The 16,463-nt window shown below is 62.7% G+C and carries 10 protein-coding genes and 1 pseudogene; 7 read left to right on the forward strand and 4 right to left on the reverse strand.

Annotated features, from left to right (window positions below; all coding sequences use genetic code 11):
* Positions 1-109 precede the first annotated feature (109 nt).
* Positions 110-5,005 (reverse strand): NAD-glutamate dehydrogenase, encoded by a 4,896-nt coding sequence (locus ASE98_RS15805; RefSeq protein ID WP_060542271.1) that lies wholly within the window; start codon positions 5,003-5,005, stop codon positions 110-112.
* A gap of 503 nt (positions 5,006-5,508) precedes the next feature.
* Between ASE98_RS15805 and ASE98_RS15815 the strand changes: the two genes are divergently transcribed.
* From ASE98_RS15815 to ASE98_RS15845, 7 genes are all read left to right on the forward strand, one after another.
* Positions 5,509-5,862 (forward strand): hypothetical protein, encoded by a 354-nt coding sequence (locus tag ASE98_RS15815; RefSeq protein ID WP_060542273.1) that lies wholly within the window; start codon positions 5,509-5,511, stop codon positions 5,860-5,862.
* Positions 5,863-6,148: 286 nt separating this feature from the next.
* On the forward strand, positions 6,149-7,108 hold the full coding sequence (locus ASE98_RS15820) for an AAA family ATPase (protein WP_060542274.1): 960 nt from the start codon (positions 6,149-6,151) through the stop codon (positions 7,106-7,108).
* 5 nt (positions 7,109-7,113) lie between these two features.
* Positions 7,114-8,058 carry a DUF58 domain-containing protein gene (locus ASE98_RS15825; protein ID WP_060542275.1) on the forward strand — a complete coding sequence of 315 codons (945 nt, stop codon included), beginning with the start codon at positions 7,114-7,116 and terminating at the stop codon, positions 8,056-8,058.
* Positions 8,055-8,549 (forward strand): DUF4381 domain-containing protein, encoded by a 495-nt coding sequence (locus ASE98_RS15830; RefSeq protein ID WP_060542276.1) that lies wholly within the window; start codon positions 8,055-8,057, stop codon positions 8,547-8,549. The genes ASE98_RS15825 and ASE98_RS15830 overlap by 4 nt, the downstream gene beginning before the upstream one ends.
* A complete protein-coding gene (locus ASE98_RS15835; protein WP_060542277.1) occupies positions 8,542-9,624 on the forward strand; it encodes a vWA domain-containing protein in 1,083 nt (360 codons plus the stop codon). Before ASE98_RS15830 ends, ASE98_RS15835 begins: the two co-directional genes overlap by 8 nt.
* A complete protein-coding gene (locus tag ASE98_RS15840; protein WP_060542278.1) occupies positions 9,621-11,357 on the forward strand; it encodes a tetratricopeptide repeat protein in 1,737 nt (578 codons plus the stop codon). The genes ASE98_RS15835 and ASE98_RS15840 overlap by 4 nt, the downstream gene beginning before the upstream one ends.
* Positions 11,354-13,006, forward strand: coding sequence for a BatD family protein (locus tag ASE98_RS15845; RefSeq protein ID WP_060542279.1), 1,653 nt, complete (start codon positions 11,354-11,356; stop codon positions 13,004-13,006). The genes ASE98_RS15840 and ASE98_RS15845 overlap by 4 nt, the downstream gene beginning before the upstream one ends.
* Before the next feature lie 32 nt (positions 13,007-13,038).
* Here the strand turns inward: ASE98_RS15845 and acuI are convergent, their stop codons facing one another.
* The 3 genes and pseudogenes from acuI to ASE98_RS15855 form a co-directional block, all read right to left on the reverse strand.
* Positions 13,039-14,022 (reverse strand): acrylyl-CoA reductase (NADPH), encoded by a 984-nt coding sequence (acuI, locus tag ASE98_RS15850; RefSeq protein WP_060542280.1) that lies wholly within the window; start codon positions 14,020-14,022, stop codon positions 13,039-13,041.
* Between the two features lie 107 nt (positions 14,023-14,129).
* The coding region (locus ASE98_RS27275) for a type VI secretion IcmF C-terminal domain-containing protein (RefSeq protein ID WP_330219612.1) at positions 14,130-14,411 on the reverse strand (282 nt) is incomplete at its 5' end.
* A 1-nt stretch (position 14,412) separates the two neighbouring features.
* A pseudogene (locus ASE98_RS15855) lies at positions 14,413-16,463 on the reverse strand (ImcF-related family protein); the annotation flags it as partial.

Below are 16,463 nucleotides of genomic sequence, written 5' to 3' on the forward strand. Positions count from 1 at the left end.
ACTGTGGGAGCGGGCTTGCTCGCGAAGGGGGCCGATCAATCACTGCAGGACCTTCAGACAAAAAAAACCCCGCATCTCTCGATACGGGGCTTTTTCATTCAGCGCCTGATCAGGCAGCCGGCTCCAGTTCGACACTGGAAGCGGCAGGCACTACCGTCTGGCCGCTCAACGCCAGGTCGAGCAGTTCACGGTTGGCCACCGCATACATGGCGTAGTCCGTACCGCTGGCGGCACGGATTTCCACCAGCATGGCGCGCCAGCGTTCGATCATGCTTTCGTGCTGCGACATCCACGACGCCAGGCGTGTTTCCACATCCTGAGTGCCGTCGCCCTGTTGCAGGACCGAGATGGTGATCGCCCGTTGCTGCCAGTCGACGTCATCGCGGAACGCTTCACGGGCCAGGGCCTGCCAGTTGTTTTCAACCGGCAGAGCGCTGATCTGTTGCAGGTACCAGGTGATGTCCAGAGCACTGCCCACGGCGAAGTAAGCCTTCGCGACGTCGGCAGGGTTCTGGCCGGTCACATCGGAAGCCTCGATGATCGGCAGCAGCGTATACAAGTGCGAAGTGCCAGCCACCATGCGTGCGAGCAACTCCGGTACACCGGCTGCGACATACGCCTGATAGCGGGTCTGCCAGTTCTCGCGGATCTCGCCACTGAGCAGCTCATCAAGCTTGAGGCCCAACTCTTTCAGATGCGGGCCAAAATGTGCAACGTCACGGGCAGCATTCTGCTCGTTGCGGCGGGCACGCAGGAACCAGCGCGTGGCGCGACGGCCCAGGCGCATCAGCTCGTCCATCAGCTCCAGTTGCACATCAGCGCTGACCTGGTAGTCCAGCGCTTCAATCTGACGGAACCAGTGCGGGAGATGGAAAATGTCGCGCACGATCACATAGGCACCGGCCACGTTCGCCGGGCTCATGCCTGTCGACTCTTTGAGTCGTTGAACGAAGGTGATGCCCATGTGGTTGACCAGATCGTTGGCGATCTGGGTGCTGACGATTTCGCGCTTGAGACGGTGACGACGCATGGCGGCGGAGAACTTGCTCACCAGGGTCGGCGGGAAAGCGGTTTCCATGTCGCGGGTCAGGTAGTCGTCGTCCGGCACCAGGGAGCCCAGCAGTTGCTCCTTGAGATCGATCTTGCTGTAGGAAATCAGCACCGACAGCTCGGCACGGGTCAGGCCGTGGCCTTCTACGATGCGCTCGTTGATCGCCTCTTCATTGGGCAGAAACTCGATGGCGCGATCCAGCTTGCCGCGACCTTCCAGATCGTTCATCAGACGCTTGTATTCGGCAATCCGCGGCAATGCGCGACGGGCCGCCAGGGACAGAGCCTGGGTCTGCTTGTAGTTGTTGCCCAGCACCAGAGAGCCGACTTCGTCGGTCATGCTCGCCAGCAACTCGTTGCGTTGCTTGGCGGTCATGTCGCCGGCCTGGACCACTTCGTTGAGCAGGATCTTGATGTTCACTTCGTGGTCGGAGCAGTCCACGCCACCGGCGTTGTCGATGAAGTCGGTGTTGGAGCCGCCGCCATGGAGGCCGAATTCGACGCGACCCAGTTGGGTCATGCCCAGGTTACCGCCCTCGCCCACCACTTTGCAGCGCAGTTCGTTGCCGTTCACGCGCAGTGCATCGTTGGCCTTGTCGCCCACATCGGCGTGGCTTTCACTGCTGGCCTTGACGTACGTACCGATACCGCCGTTCCACAACAGATCCACCGGCGCCTTGAGCAAGGCGTTGAGCAGTTCGGTCGGGGTCAGCTTGTCGGCCTGGATGTCGAAGCGCTCTTTCATCTGCGGGCTGATCGCGATGCTCTTCGCGCTGCGCGAGAAGATACCGCCGCCTTCGGACATGATGCTGGTGTCGTAATCGGACCAGGCCGAACGCGGCAGGTCGAACAGGCGCTGACGCTCGGCGAAGCTGTTGGCAGGCTCAGGATTCGGATCGATGAAGATGTGCAGGTGGTTGAACGCGGCAACCAGTTGCAGTTTGTCGGACATCAACAGCCCGTTACCGAACACGTCACCGGCCATGTCACCAACGCCGACCACGGTGATGCTGTCTTCCTGGACATTGATGCCGCGCTCGCGGAAGTGGCGTTGTACGCCAACCCACGCGCCCTTGGCGGTGATGCCCATCTTCTTGTGGTCGTAACCGGCCGAACCGCCGGAGGCGAACGCATCACCCAGCCAGAAGCCGTAGTCGATGGCGATGCCGTTGGCGATGTCGGAGAAGGTCGCAGTGCCTTTGTCCGCCGCGACCACCAGGTACGGGTCATCATCGTCATGGCGCACGACGTTGGCCGGAGGCACCAGCGCGCCGTCCTTCAGGTTGTCGGTGATATCCAGCAGGCCGGAAATGAAGATGCGGTAGCAGGCGATGCCCTCGGCCGCGATCTCGTCACGGCTGCCACCCAGCGGCAGGCGACGCGGCAGGAAGCCGCCCTTGGCACCCACCGGCACGATCACCGAGTTTTTCACTTGCTGGGCTTTTACCAGGCCGAGGACTTCAGTACGGAAGTCTTCTTCACGGTCGGACCAGCGCAGGCCACCACGGGCCACGTTGCCAAAGCGCAGGTGCACGCCTTCAACGCGCGGCGAGTAGACGAAGATTTCGAACTTAGGAACCGGTTTCGGCAGTTCAGGGATCAAGTGCGGGTTGAACTTGAAGCTGAAATACGACTTGTTATGGCCGTTGGCGTCGGTCTGGTAGAAGTTGGTGCGCAGGGTCGCCTTGATCAGGTCCAGGTAGCGACGCAGGATGCGGTCTTCGTTGAGCACCTGGACGTCGTCCAGTGCGGAAAGAATTGCGTGTTCCAGACGTTGCTGCTTGTCTTCCAGGTCGTCGCCCGACAGCTTGCGCGCCAGGTAGAAACGGGTCTTGAACAGCCGGGTCAACTCGCGAGCGATGTCGGTATGGTTGTTCAGGGTGGCGGCAATGTAGCCCAGGTCGAAGCCCAGACGAATCTGCTTCATGTAACGGGCATAGGCACGCAGCAGCGCCACGTCGCGCCAAGGCAGGCCGGCAGTCAGTACCAAGCGGTTGAATGCATCGTTCTCGGCATCGCCACGCACAATGTGGACGAACGCGTCCTGCAAGGTGTCGTTGAGTTGCTGGATATCGAGTTCCAGGCCTTCGGCGGCGGTGAACGCGAAATCGTGAATCCAGAACTCGCGGCCATTGGTGTGACGCAGGCGATACGGGAACTCACCCAGCACGCGCAGGCCGAGGTTTTCCAGGATCGGCAGCACGTCGGACAGCGCCAGAGGGGTGTCTGCGTGGTACAGCTTGCAGTGCAGCATGCGCTGGCCCGAAACCTGGCCCAGTGGCTGATAGAAGCTCATCACCAGTGGATTTTTTTCGCTCAGGCTCAGCAGGTGTTGCATGTCGACCACAGCCGAGTGCGCAGCGAAGCGCTCGCGATAACCGGCCGGGAAGCCTTTCGGGAAGTCGGCCAGCACGTTGGTGCCATTGGCCTCACCGAAACTCTCGACCGTCAGGCTGGCGTAATCGTCCTGCCAGCTACGGCAGGCTTGTACGACTTCTTTTTCCAGCAACAGCGGGTCGATGTCGATGCGGTTTTTCGGGTCGACGCGCAGGATCAACTGTACGCGGGCCAGCACGGACTCGGAGAAGAAGGTCCAGAACTCGCAATCCGAGGCTTTCAGGCGATCCATCAGCACTTGCTGGATCTTCTGGCGCACTTCGGTGGAATAGATGTCACGCGGCACGTAGGCCAGGCAGTAGCAGAAACGGCCGTACGGGTCTTTGCGCAGGAATACGCGGATCTTGTTGCGTTCCTGGATCTGCACGATCGACATCACGGTGCTGAACAGCTCGTCAACCGGGGTCTGGAACAGATCGTCGCGGGGCAGCACTTCGAGTACCTGCGCCAGCTCCTTGCCCAGGTGGGCCTTGGACTGGAAGCCGGAGCGGCGCTCGATTTCCTCGACCTTGCGGCGGATGAACGGGATGACCCGCACGCTCTCGCCATACACCGAGGAGGTGTACAGGCCCATGAAACGGCATTCCTTGATGACGTTGCCGTCGGCGTCGATTTCACGGATCGATACGTAATCGGGGTAAGCCGGGCGGTGCACGCGGCTTGGGTGCGCGGCCTTGGCGAACGACAGCAGGGTCGGCTCGCGCAGGTAGTTCACGGCGTAGTCTTCGATGCGCAGGTCATCGTAGGTCAGGCCGGCGCGCAGCAGTTTGGTCAGGCCGAGGAAGGAGTCCTGGTCGTAGACGATATGGCCACCATCGGCCTCATCGCGCACCACGAACTCTTCATAGCCCAGGAAGGTGAAGTGGTTACCCACCAGCCATTCCAGGAAACTCTTGATTTCGTTCTTTTCGTCGGCATCGACGGCGAACTGGCTGTTGTCCAGTTTGCTCAGGATTTCCTCGACCTTGGCTTTCATCGGCTCGAAATCGCCAACGGCCACGCGCACTTCACCGAGCACCTGCTCCAGTTCCTTGCTCAGGACATTGAGCTCGGCGGTGTTGGCGCAACGGTCGATTTCCAGGTACATCAACGACTCTTGCTGAACGTCGTCGCCCTGGGTGCCTTTCGGCAGGATTTCCAGCAACTCGCCTTTGCTGCCGCGACGCACGCTCAGCACAGTGGTTTGCAGGGTATGAATGCTGTAGCCGCGACGGTTCAGCTCGGTACGCACCGAGTCCACCAGGAATGGCAGGTCGTGGTGCAGCACTTCGACGGCGGTGTGGGTCGACTGCCAGCCGTGGCGCTCGTAATCCGGGTTGTAGACCCGCACTTGTGGCTGTGCGTGATCGAAGCGTTCAAGTAGACGCCATGCAGAAAGGGTGCAGCCAGCAAGGTCTGACAACCGACGCTGGGTCAGCTCGTCAAGGGAAATGATGCCGAAGAATTGTTCAGCGAACAGCGCCACTTGTGGCAGTGCCTGTTCACTGATGTGCTGCGCCAGTGCCGCTTGCAGTTGGTGCTGGAAGTCGGCTTTGCTGGCTGCGGTGAAGAACGCCATCTGTGGTACTCCGCTTGGGCTTGTTATTGATGGAAGCTTCGCGTGCAAAACCCCTTGCGGGGCGGGTCCGTCACCCGGCTCCTGATTCTCGGGCAGAGGAAACAGGGTGACAGGTGGGTGAAGCTGAACAAGACACTCGGGTCACATTCACTTTACCTGGATGGGCATCTGCAAAAACGACTGGCCGCGTGCAGCACAATGTCTTTACAGGTGTTCATCCGTTGCGCAGCTTAACGAGAGCGGCAAGGCCCATGCTTGCGGTGCTGCGACATATTCGGTCAACGGTACGCAGCTTCGGGTGCGGGCATCGATTAACACTAGCAGTCGCGCAGAAAAATGACGGCTTTACGTCAGGTTTTACGGCACGTACGTACTAGAAATGACCAGTAACACTCTCATTGGTCACGACAGCCTCATAGACAGCCGAACGAGCAGAAATTCCTGCGGGCTGGCAGAATTGTCCTTCACTGCGTCCAACACGCTCGCCGAGCCAGGAAACTCCCATGAAAATGAAAACCGCCCTCTTGATCGTCAACCCTTGCGACGACGAAGAAGACAACATGGCCATGCTCTGCTGCCACAGCGAAAAGGGCGAAATGTTCCTGATGAGTCGCTATCCGGATGAAGATGAACTGGAGATCACCCTCGATGGCGAGCCTTCGACCTTGGATGGTGTGAAAGTCACCCTGAGCGCTACCCTTTTGAAGATCGAAATTGCTGCGACGGATGCCGATGTGCTCAATGGCGACGATGTGCTGGAGATCACCTTCAACCCTGACATGGTGGAAATGGCCGAAGTTGAAGAAACCTTGCAGAACATTCTCAAAGGCACCGGCACTTATATCAGCCAGCTCTAAATCCCGGCGTTTGAGCGGACGCCTTCGCGAGCAAGCCCGCTCCCACATTTGATCATTCTTACTGGAAGAACAGGGTCAACTGTGGGAGCGGGCTTGCTCGCGAATTGGCCCGAGAGAGCACCGCACCGTCTGATCTGTAGAAAATTCCTACACCCATTGCCCATCATTTCCCGCACTTTGCGCAAAATGCCGTTAGTCGCCGCCCCCTGCGATGGATTAAAGTAACGCCCCCAGCCCTGGCGTATTTCGAACGTCCTCGGCCACCCTTTTGCAGGAACAGTCATCGATGGAACATCGTGAAGCGCTGCTAGCGCTGCGAACCTTTCTTTCAACGCAGATTCTCGGCCAGGAAAAGCTCATCGAGCGCTTGCTCATCGCCCTGCTCGCCGACGGCCACATGCTGGTCGAGGGCGCCCCTGGCCTGGCCAAGACCAAGGCCATCAAAGAACTCGCCGAAGGCATCGAAGCCCAGTTCCATCGCATCCAGTTCACCCCCGACCTGTTGCCGGCCGACATCACCGGCACGGAAATCTACCGTCCGGAAACCGGCAGTTTCGTGTTCCAGCAGGGCCCGATCTTCCACAACCTGGTACTCGCGGACGAAATCAACCGTGCCCCGGCCAAGGTTCAGTCGGCTTTGCTCGAAGCCATGGGCGAGCGGCAGGTCAGTGTCGGGCGCAGCACCTATGAGCTGTCGCCGCTGTTTTTGGTGATGGCCACGCAAAACCCCATCGAGCAGGAAGGTACCTATCCGCTGCCGGAAGCCCAGCTCGACCGCTTCCTGATGCACGTGAAAATCGGTTTCCCGGACGCGGCGGTTGAACGCAAGATCCTGCAACAGGCCCGCGGCGAAGCCCTCAACGGTGAAGCCAAGCCTGAGCGCAGGGTTACCCAGCAGACGATCTTCGCCGCACGCAAGGAAATCCTCGGTTTGTACATGGCCGACGCCGTGGAGGAATACCTGGTGCAGTTGGTCATGGCTACCCGCACGCCGGCCAAGTTCGACCCGGAGATGGCCGAGTGGATCGCCTACGGCGCCAGTCCTCGCGGCTCCATCGCCCTCGACCGCTGCGCCCGGGCCCACGCCTGGCTGGCCGGTCGCGACTTCGTCAGCCCGGAAGACATCCAGGCGGTGCTGTTTGACGTCTTGCGTCACCGCATCATTCTTTCCTTTGAAGCCGAAGCCGCCGGCATTGATCAGGACCGGGTCGTCCAGCGGATTCTCGACGTCGTAGCCGTCGCTTGACCCCGATGAACGCCAGCCTGCCGCCCGAGCCGGGCATCCGCGTCAGCCTCGCCGATCTGATCGAGATGCGTCATCGCGTGCGCGAAGTACAACTGTTCGCAGGTCCAGGCCAGCGCAGCCCGCTGATCGGCCTGCACCACTCCAAGCTGCGTGGCCGTGGCGTGGACTTCGACCAGGTGCGGGTCTATCAGGCCGGTGACGATGTGCGCACCATCGACTGGCGCGTCACCGCCCGGACCCAGGAGCCCCACACCAAGCTGTTCCATGAAGAACGCGAGCGGCCGATTTTCATCATGGTCGAACAAAGCCGCCGGCTGTTTTTCGGCTCGGGCCTGATGTTCAAATCGGTGCTGGCCGCACAGGCGGCCAGCCTGATCGGCTGGGCAGCCCTGGGTCATAACGATCGGGTTGGCGGGCTGGTTTACGGTGACAACGAGCATTACGAAATCAAACCCCGGCGCAGCAAACAAAGCCTGCTGCAGTTGCTCAACCGCCTGGTGCGGGTCAACCAGTCGCTGCATAGCGAAAGCGTGCCGGACCGCGACGCCTTTGGCATCGCCCTGCGCCGTGCACGGGAGGTATCGCGTCCGGGCAGCCTGGTGATCGTCATCTGCGACGAACGCGCGCTGTCGGACAGTGCCGAGCAACAGCTGAGCCTGCTGGCGCGCCATTGCGATCTGTTGCTGCTGCCACTCTCCGATCCGCTGGATCACGCCCTGCCCGCCGCCGGCTTGTTGCGCTTCGCCGAGCGCGGCGCACAGCTTGAGCTCGATACGCTCAACTTCGAACTGCGCCAGACGTACCGCGCCCAGGCTGAACAGCGCATCGCTCGCTGGGAACTGCTCGCGCAAAAGCTGCGGGTGCTGCTGATGCCCTTGAGTACCCAGAGCGAAATGGTCGAGCAATTGCGCGAATACCTGAACCCACAGAAGCCGGGGAAAGGACGATGAACGGACTCGAACAACTGCAGCCTTTGATCTCCCCTCCCCCCATCGGTTTCTGGCCGCCGGCACCGGGCTGGTGGTTGCTGCTGTTGTTACTGCCACTGATCGGTTTCGGCTTGTGGAAGTTGCGGCATTTTATTTCGATCAAGCGCCCCGTGGTCCGCACCGAACAACCCCTGGACCCGGTGCGCCTCGCCGCACTGGCGGAACTGAAGGCGATGCCCAAGCCCTATGACGGCGCACCGGCCGGTGCCTGGTTGCAGCAAGTGAACGGGTTGCTCAAGCGCCTGTGCCGCAACCATTACCCCTACAGCCAGAGCCATACCCTCAACGGCCGCAAATGGCTGGCGTTCCTCGACAACCGCTGCCCGGCGGCCGGCCTGACCCGCTGGATGGTGCTGGTCGAAGGTGCCTACAAACCAGAATGCAAACTCGACGACAAGGCCATCGCCGGCCTGACCCAGGCCGTCGACACATGGATTCGCAAGCATGTTTGAATTCGCCTGGCCGTGGGTTTTTATCCTATTGCCATTGCCGTGGCTGATGCGCCTGGTGCTGCCGGTGGCCGACAGTGGCGAACCGGCGCTCAAAGTCAGCTTTCTCAGTGATCTGGAAGGCCTGGCACGCCGCCGCGCCCGTGCCAACCTGCCGGCCTGGCGCCAGCAGGCGCCGTTCATCCTGCTGTGGTTGCTGTTACTGGCGGCGACGGCACGCCCGCAATGGCTGGGTGAACCTGTGCCGATTGCCGCCAGTGGGCGCGACCTGCTGGTAGCGGTGGACGTCTCGGGGTCCATGGATTTTCCCGACATGCAATGGCAAGACGAGGACGTCAGTCGCCTGACTCTGGTCCAGTTGTTGCTCGGCGACTTCCTTGAAAGCCGTGAAGGTGATCGGGTTGGCCTGATCCTGTTCGGCAGCCAGGCATACGTCCAGGCGCCGCTGACCTTCGACCGGCGCACCGTGAGGGTTTGGCTCGATGAAGCGCGCATCGGCATCGCCGGCAAAAACACTGCCATTGGCGACGCCATCGGCCTGGCCCTCAAACGCCTGCGTCTGCGGCCGGCCCAGAGTCGAGTGCTGATTCTGGTCACTGACGGCGCCAACAACGGTGGCGAAATCGATCCGCTCACGGCAGCGCGGCTGGCCGCCAGGGAAGGTGTGAAAATCTACCCGATCGGCATCGGCGCCGACCCGGAAGAAAGCGGCACCCTGGGTTTGCTTGGCCTCAATCCCAGCCTGGACCTCGATGAACCTTCGCTGATAGAGATCGCCGAGGCCACCGGCGGCCAGTATTTCCGCGCCCGTGATGGCAAGGAGCTGCAAGCGATCAAGGACACCCTCGATCAACTTGAGCCCGTGGCCCAGCAACCAACCCAGGCGCGCCCGGCGCAGGCGCTGTATCAATGGCCGCTGGCCCTGGCCCTGCTGCTGAGCATACTGTTGGTAGCCCGGGTGCTCTGGCCGGATCACCCCCTGCAACGTCTGTTTAACAAGGACCTGTTTTTGCAAACGCAATTGCTGCCGGACTGGCGCCAGCGTCTCAAACGCCTGCGTCTTCGGAGGCGACGATGAGTGCGCTGTGGCCGTACTGGTTCCGTCCCTGGTGGCTATTGTTGCTGCCACTGCTTGGCTGGTTGTTCTGGCAACTTTGGCATCGGCAAAAGCGCGCCGGGCGCTGGCAGATGATTCTGCCACCGGCCTTTCATGCCGCGCTGCTCAGTGGCGGCAGTGGCCGCGAAAGCAAGCTGCCCTGGATCGCCCTCGGTGTGGCGTGGATGTTGGCCATGGGTGCGCTGCTGGGCCCGAGCTGGCAGCGGGTTGAACAAACCAGCCAGAAACCTGCCGACCCCATGGTGGTGCTGCTGGAACTGACCCCGGAAATGCTCGCCACCGACGTGATGCCCAACCGCCTTGAGCAGGCTCGGCGCAAGCTCTTCGACCTGCTGCAAGTGCGCAGTGATGCGCAGACCGCTATCGTCGTCTACGCCGGTAGCGCGCACACGCTGGTGCCGTTGTCCGATGACCTGGCAACCAGCCGCAATCTGCTGGAGGCGCTCAAACCGTCGTTGATGCCCCAGGCCGGACATCGCGCCGATCTGGCGGTGACCAAGGCGCTGGCGTTGCTGGACCAGGCTGCGCTGGGTGACGGTCGAATCCTTCTGATCGGCTCATCCTTGACCGAGCAGGAACGCCAGGGGATTCGCCGCGCCTTGGCAGGCAAATCCACGCAGTTCCTGATGCTCGGCATCGGCACCGCCGAAGGGTCGCCGATCACCCAGGAAGACGGCAGCTTCCTCAAGGACGAACAGGGAGCGATTCTGGTACCTCGTCTGGACGAACCTGGCCTGAAAGCATTTGCCAATGACCTGGACGGTCGCTATCGCCACGCGCGCCTGAGTGATGCCGATCTGCGCGCCCTGGGCGTGCTCGACGGCCCAAGCCACTTGCGCAACGACGGCCAGACCTTGCGCCTCGACACCTGGGCCGACCAAGGCTATTGGCTGCTACTGCCATTGTTGCTGCTGGCTGCCTGCGCCGGCCGTCGCGGCTGGCTGCTGTGCCTGCCGCTGTTACTGGTATTGCCGCAACCGGCCCACGCCTTCGACTTCCAGGACTTGTGGTTGCGTCCCGACCAAAGGGGCCTGCATTTGCTCAAGAAAAAACGCCCGGCCGAGGCGGCGCAACATTTCCAGAATCATCAGTGGCAAGGGGTGGCCCTCTACGAAGCTGGTGATTACGCCGGGGCCGCCGAGCGGTTCGCGGAAGGCAACGACGCCCACGCCCACTACAATCGAGGCAATGCCCTGGCCAGAAGTGGCGAGCTGGAAGCGGCCGTCGACGCGTATGAACAGGCACTGGAGCAGCAACCGGACCTGCGTCCGGCATTGACCAACAAGGCACTGGTGGAAAGTCTGCTCAAGCAAAAAGCCAGTGCCCCGCCCGAGCCGGAGCCGACCCCGGGCGCCCAGCCCGAAATCGAAACGCAGGCGCCCCCGCCGGGCGCCACCAGCGAGCCGTCCAGCAGCAACGAAACGGCATCCGAAAGCCCGCAGGCCGAGCCAGGCGACCAGCAACCGCCGGATACACCTCCCGGGCCCGGCGCCAACGAAGTCCCTGGCAGCGAGTTGGGCGACGAGCAACACACCAGGCCGCCCATGCGTCCTGCCACTGACAGCATCGAAGGCGAACAGCGCCAAGCGCTGGAACAGTGGCTGCGGCAGATCCCGGACGACCCCGCAGAATTGCTCAGGCGCAAATTCTGGTACGAACAGCAGCAACATCAGGATCAGGAAGACATTCGATGACCCGCTTCACCGCCTCATTATTCGCCCTGCTCCCGGCCCTGTTGCTCTGCACCCTGCAGGCACAGGCAGCGGAGCTGGTCGCCAGTGTCGATCGCAGCCGCCTGAATTCCGGCGAGACGGTCGAGTTGACCCTGGAATCCAGCGACGTGACGCAGTTTGGCAAACCTGACATGACACCGCTGGAGCCGCTGTTCGAAGTGCGCGGCACGCGCCAGGTCAACCAGTTGAACACCCTCAGTGGCGACAATCGCGCGACCACGCGCTGGATCATTACCTTGCTGCCCCGGCAGAACGGCAGTGTGGTGATCCCGCCCCTGCAATTGGGTGAGATCCAGAGCCAGCCGATCACCCTGCAAGTGGTCGAGAGCGCAACGCCGGACAACCCGAACAAACGCGCTGCAGTATTCATCGACGCCAGCCTCGACCAGAGCAGCGTGTACGTGCAGGCACAGGCCATCCTGACCTTGCGCATTTACCATTCGGTGTCGCTGTACGACGACAGCAGCCTGCCCCCCCTGCAGATTCCCGACGCGCGCATCGAACAACTGGGCGAGTCGCGCACCTACGAGAAGGATATTGACGATGTGCGCCACGGCGTCATTGAAATGCGTTACGCGATCTACCCGCAACACAGCGGCGAACTGATCATTCCGGCACAGGTCTTCAATGCCGCGCTGGTCGAGGCGCAACCTGCACCGAACGCCGCCAGCCAAGGGGCCAAGTCCGGCAAGCTGATGCGCATCAGCTCCACCGAGCTGCTGTTGACAGTCATGGCCAAGCCCCTCACCTACCCGGCCGATGCCCCTTGGCTGCCCGCCCGCAGCCTGACGCTGAGCGAGAGCTGGAACCCGGAGCCCGATCACGCCCAGGTCGGCGATTCGCTGACGCGCAGCCTGACGGTAAAAGCCGAAGGCCTGGCCAGCACGCAACTGCCGCCGCTACCGGGCACCGAGGTCGCCGGCCTGCGGCGTTATCCGGATCAGCCGGTAGTGGGCCACCAGAACAGCGAACGTGGCCTGGTCGGTAGCCGTGAGGACCGCGAGGCCTTGGTGCCGACCCGCACTGGCGCCATTGAGCTGCCGGCCGTCGAAGTGGTCTGGTGGAATACCTTTGAAGACCATCTGGAACACAGCAGCCTGCCGGCGCGTACCCTGCACGTTGCGGCCAATCCGAGCCTGGTGGTCGACACTCCGGCGGGTGCGGCACCGGTCGAGGCCAGCGTTGACAGCGCCACCCTCTGGCGCTGGCAACTGAGCACCCTGGTTCTGGCCTGTACCACCCTGCTCGGCTTCGGCCTGTGGTGGCGCGGTCGCTGGCAACCGGCGGTGCTGCGCACGGCACAAACCGGACCGAGCCCGCGCACCGTGCTGGACGATCTAAAGCGTGCCTGCCAGGCCAACGACTCCCACGCTACCCGCCAGGCCCTCGATGCCTGGGCCCGGCAACAACCGGAAACCCTGGCTGACATGGCTGCGCGCTTCGTGCCGCTGTCCGACGCCCTCGACGGCCTCAACGGCGCGCTGTACAGCGCAACCGGCCAGCACTGGCAAGGCGACGAGTTGTGGCGGGCGATCAAGGCGATACCGATTGCCGAACGGGTTCAGGACCCGGTCGGCGACAGTGGCCTGCCGCCGCTTTACCCCAAGTAAATATCGCAGCGCCAGACCGCGATCCCGGGCTGTCAGCGGTTCACATCGACCACCACCCGCCCGCGCAACTGGCCAGCGAGCAAGCGCGGAGCGGCGTCGATGGCCTCGCTCAAACCGATTTCATGGCTGATCAGCGACAACAGGTCGAAATCCAGATCCTCGGCCAGGCGATTCCACGCCTCGATCCGTTTAGCCTTCGGCTGAGTCACGCTGTTGATGCCGGCCAGGGTCACGCCGCGCAAAATGAAGGGTGCGACGGAAGCCGGAAAGTCCATGCCTTGGGCCAGGCCACAGGCAGCGACGGTGCCATTGGCTTTAGTGCTGGCACAGGCGTTGGCCAATGTGTGGCTGCCGACTGAATCGATGACAGCTGCCCAACGCTCCTTGGCCAGGGGCTTGCCTGGACCGGACAAGCTCGCGCGGTCGATGATTTCGCTGGCGCCCAGTCGCTTCAGGTAATCGTGTTCCGACGTACGCCCGGTGGATGCGACCACTCGATAGCCCAGTCGGCTCAGCAGCGCGATGGCGAAACTGCCGACACCACCGTTGGCGCCAGTCACCAGCACTTCGCCTTGCTCCGGCGTCACACCGTTATGCTCCAGCGCCAGAATGCACAACATCGCCGTGTAACCCGCGGTGCCGACGGCCATCGCCTGCGCGGCGGTGAACGCCTTGGGTAGCGGGATCAGCCAGTCGCCGTTCAGGCGGGCTTTCTGCGCCAGGCCACCCCAGTGCCCTTCACCCACGCCCCAGCCATTGAGCAGGACACTGTCACCGACCTTGTAATCCGGATGCTCGCTGCTTTCGACAGTCCCTGCCAGATCAATCCCCGGCACCATCGGAAACTTGCGCACCACCGGACTGCTGCCGGTAATTGCCAGGCCATCCTTGAAGTTCAACGTACTGTACGTCACGCGAACCGTGACATCGCCCTCGGGCAGTTGATCGTCATCGATCTCTTGTACGGTGGCCTGGTAACCACTGTCGTCTTTGTCGACCAGAATGCCTTTGAACATCACTGCCTCTCAATGGAATCAATCAGGGGGGGGCGATTGGAATAACACAAAGCCTGTTATTGCCGTACCCGACTTTAAGCCAATCCCCTTCCCTGTTGCAGCACTCGTCAACCCTTGCCGAGAAAAATCTGCGCCGGCAATTCAAATCCGCGCAACTTCAGCAACGCCAGCGGCCCCGCACCCAGTTCGGTGCGCAAGTGCCAGGTCAGGTCGAGGCCGTCGGGGGCCCTGAGCTGCACGCGGAACTGGCTGTCGGTGTCGTTCAGCGCGGTGACTTTCGCCTGTTCGAGCAGGCGGATCAGGCCCCAGGTGCCTTCGTAGTCGCCGAACAGGCGCTCGTTGGCCTGCACGCTGATCCAGCTCAGGCGCGTGCCCGGGTGATGGCTGAANCAGGCGGATCAGGCCCCAGGTGCCTTCGTAGTCGCCGAACAGGCGCTCGTTGGCCTGCACGCTGATCCAGCTCAGGCGCGTGCCCGGGTGATGGCTGAAACCCGGCCAGCTGAAGCGCTGCCAGCTTTCCTTCTGGTTGAAGTATTCATGCTTTTCGCCGTTGAGGATGAAGGTGGTCTGSACCACGTCGCGCACCGGTTTGCCGCGCAACTCGAAGCTCAGGCCCATGCCGCCATCGGTGTAGAGCACGTCGGCGAGKTGGCTGAGCTGGTTGAYCGCCGCGAGGAACTGCGGATTGAAGTGCAGGCCCTGGCTGTGCCGCGCGTCGGGCACCCAGCGGCTGCCTTCCTTGCGCAGCACGCCACCCAGTTGCTGCTGGAGGAACTGGTCGATGCGCCCGGCGTCGGCACGGATCATCTGCCCGAGCATCGGCAACGAGGCATCGCTGCCGGCGGCGGCAAAGGGRTAGCGCCCGGCAAACGCGCCCTGCCAGTCACGCACGATYGCCCGCTGCCACTGGCTGTTGAGGCCGGCCACCGAGGGTTGCAGSACYCGYTGCCAGGCCTGCTCCAGCGGCTGCACGAACAGCGTCTGGCCGATGCCGTCCCACTCGGCRCCGAGGCTGGCGGCGAGCAGGCTGCCGTAGGATTGGGTGTCGGTGAGGTCGACGCTGTGCCCCTGGAACACGCTTTGCGCCAGAGCCTGGGTCATCGCCTGCGGGTTGGGTGCGTTRCTCACTTGTTGCAGCTTCAGGCGCACCCGGGTGACGCGATTGAGGAAGGCTTGCAGGCTCAGGCGTTCGCTGTCGCTTTGGTTGTCGGCGTCTTTGCCGAGCAGGGTCAGCAGTGGCCCGAAGGTGGCATCCAGCGGGCTGCCAGTACCAGGCACGCCCTGTTCGATCAGCGGTGTAGGTTCTTTGCCGAGCAGTTGCTGCGCCGACTSCACCAGGGAGTCGCCAAGCGCCTGGCGACGAGTGCCGGCCTGGCCCTGATAGGCCAAGGTGTTCATCAGCGCGATCAGCGGCGACTGGCGCACATCGCTCATCAGCGCCAACTGGTCGATCACCTCGCCGAGGCTGTCGACCGGTTGCCAGCGCAGCTGGTTGAGAAAATCCAGCCAGGCATGGGCGTAGTCCTGGAAGTAACGGTCGGTCAGGCGCTGCTTGAGCTGCTCCGGGCTGAGGTCGGCGGCGAGACGCCCCGGGTTGTCGCTGAGCACCCAGTCAATCTCCTCGCGCCGCGCCTCGGCGATGGCCTCGATGGCCGGGCGCACCTGCCCTTCCCAGGCCTGACGGGTGAACACGCCGGGCACCTGCGCCGACGTGGCAAACAGCCCCGCCGCCTCGGTGTCGCCGACCATCTGCGCCAGCCCCAGGGCCGGGGCGTGATTGGCTGCGTTGTCGAGCACGGTTTGGTACAGGGTCGCTTCGCCGTTGCGCTGGCCTAGCTGGCTGATCAGCACCTGGCGGACCTGGGCCACCAGCTTGGGATCGGCGTCGATGCGCCACTCTGGGTGGGCGGCCAATTGTTCGGCATAGAACTGCCACAGGGCTGGCGCCAGTGCTTGCCAAAGGCCAGGGGAAAAGTCCGCGCGTTGTGGTTCGGCGTCGGTCAGGCCCTTGGCGAGGAAGGCTGGATCGGTTTTTTCCGGGCGGGCCAGCATCAGGTAGGCCTTGAGTTGCGCGTAGGCGGATTGGGCGCGCTTGGCGCGTTCGGGGCTGTCCGGGGGCAGCTTGACCAAGGCGTTGAGCCGGGCCTTGAGAGTGGCTGCCGCCGGGTCACGCAGCAGGCGCTGGTTGGCTTCGACGTAACGCGGCCATAGCGTGGCCAGTAGTGCATCGTTCTGGTTCAGGCCGAAACGTTGGTACCACGGGGTGCCGTGGGTGGCGCGGTAGTCCAGGCGGCCGAGTTCGCGGGTCAGTTCGTTGAGGGCGCTCAATTGCGCGTCGCCGGGGGCGGCTTGCTGCAGGGCGCTGAGTGAGGTCTGCAAATGGTTGATCTGCACGCGGTTGCTGATGAACGACAGCAGCAGGCCGGCGCCCCAGACCAGGG

Source organism: Pseudomonas sp. Leaf48, assembly GCF_001421885.1.
Classification (GTDB): domain Bacteria; phylum Pseudomonadota; class Gammaproteobacteria; order Pseudomonadales; family Pseudomonadaceae; genus Aquipseudomonas.

Coding starts and splice junctions, on each gene's coding strand:
- ASE98_RS15820 (WP_060542274.1), top strand. CDS start 6,149: ATGGAACATCGTGAAGCGCTGCTAGCGCTGCGAACCTTTCTTTCAACG.
- ASE98_RS15840 (WP_060542278.1), top strand. CDS start 9,621: ATGAGTGCGCTGTGGCCGTACTGGTTCCGTCCCTGGTGGCTATTGTTG.
- ASE98_RS15830 (WP_060542276.1), top strand. CDS start 8,055: ATGAACGGACTCGAACAACTGCAGCCTTTGATCTCCCCTCCCCCCATC.
- ASE98_RS15805 (WP_060542271.1), bottom strand. CDS start 5,005: ATGGCGTTCTTCACCGCAGCCAGCAAAGCCGACTTCCAGCACCAACTG.
- ASE98_RS15845 (WP_060542279.1), top strand. CDS start 11,354: ATGACCCGCTTCACCGCCTCATTATTCGCCCTGCTCCCGGCCCTGTTG.
- ASE98_RS15825 (WP_060542275.1), top strand. CDS start 7,114: ATGAACGCCAGCCTGCCGCCCGAGCCGGGCATCCGCGTCAGCCTCGCC.
- ASE98_RS15835 (WP_060542277.1), top strand. CDS start 8,542: ATGTTTGAATTCGCCTGGCCGTGGGTTTTTATCCTATTGCCATTGCCG.
- ASE98_RS15815 (WP_060542273.1), top strand. CDS start 5,509: ATGAAAATGAAAACCGCCCTCTTGATCGTCAACCCTTGCGACGACGAA.
- acuI (WP_060542280.1), bottom strand. CDS start 14,022: ATGTTCAAAGGCATTCTGGTCGACAAAGACGACAGTGGTTACCAGGCC.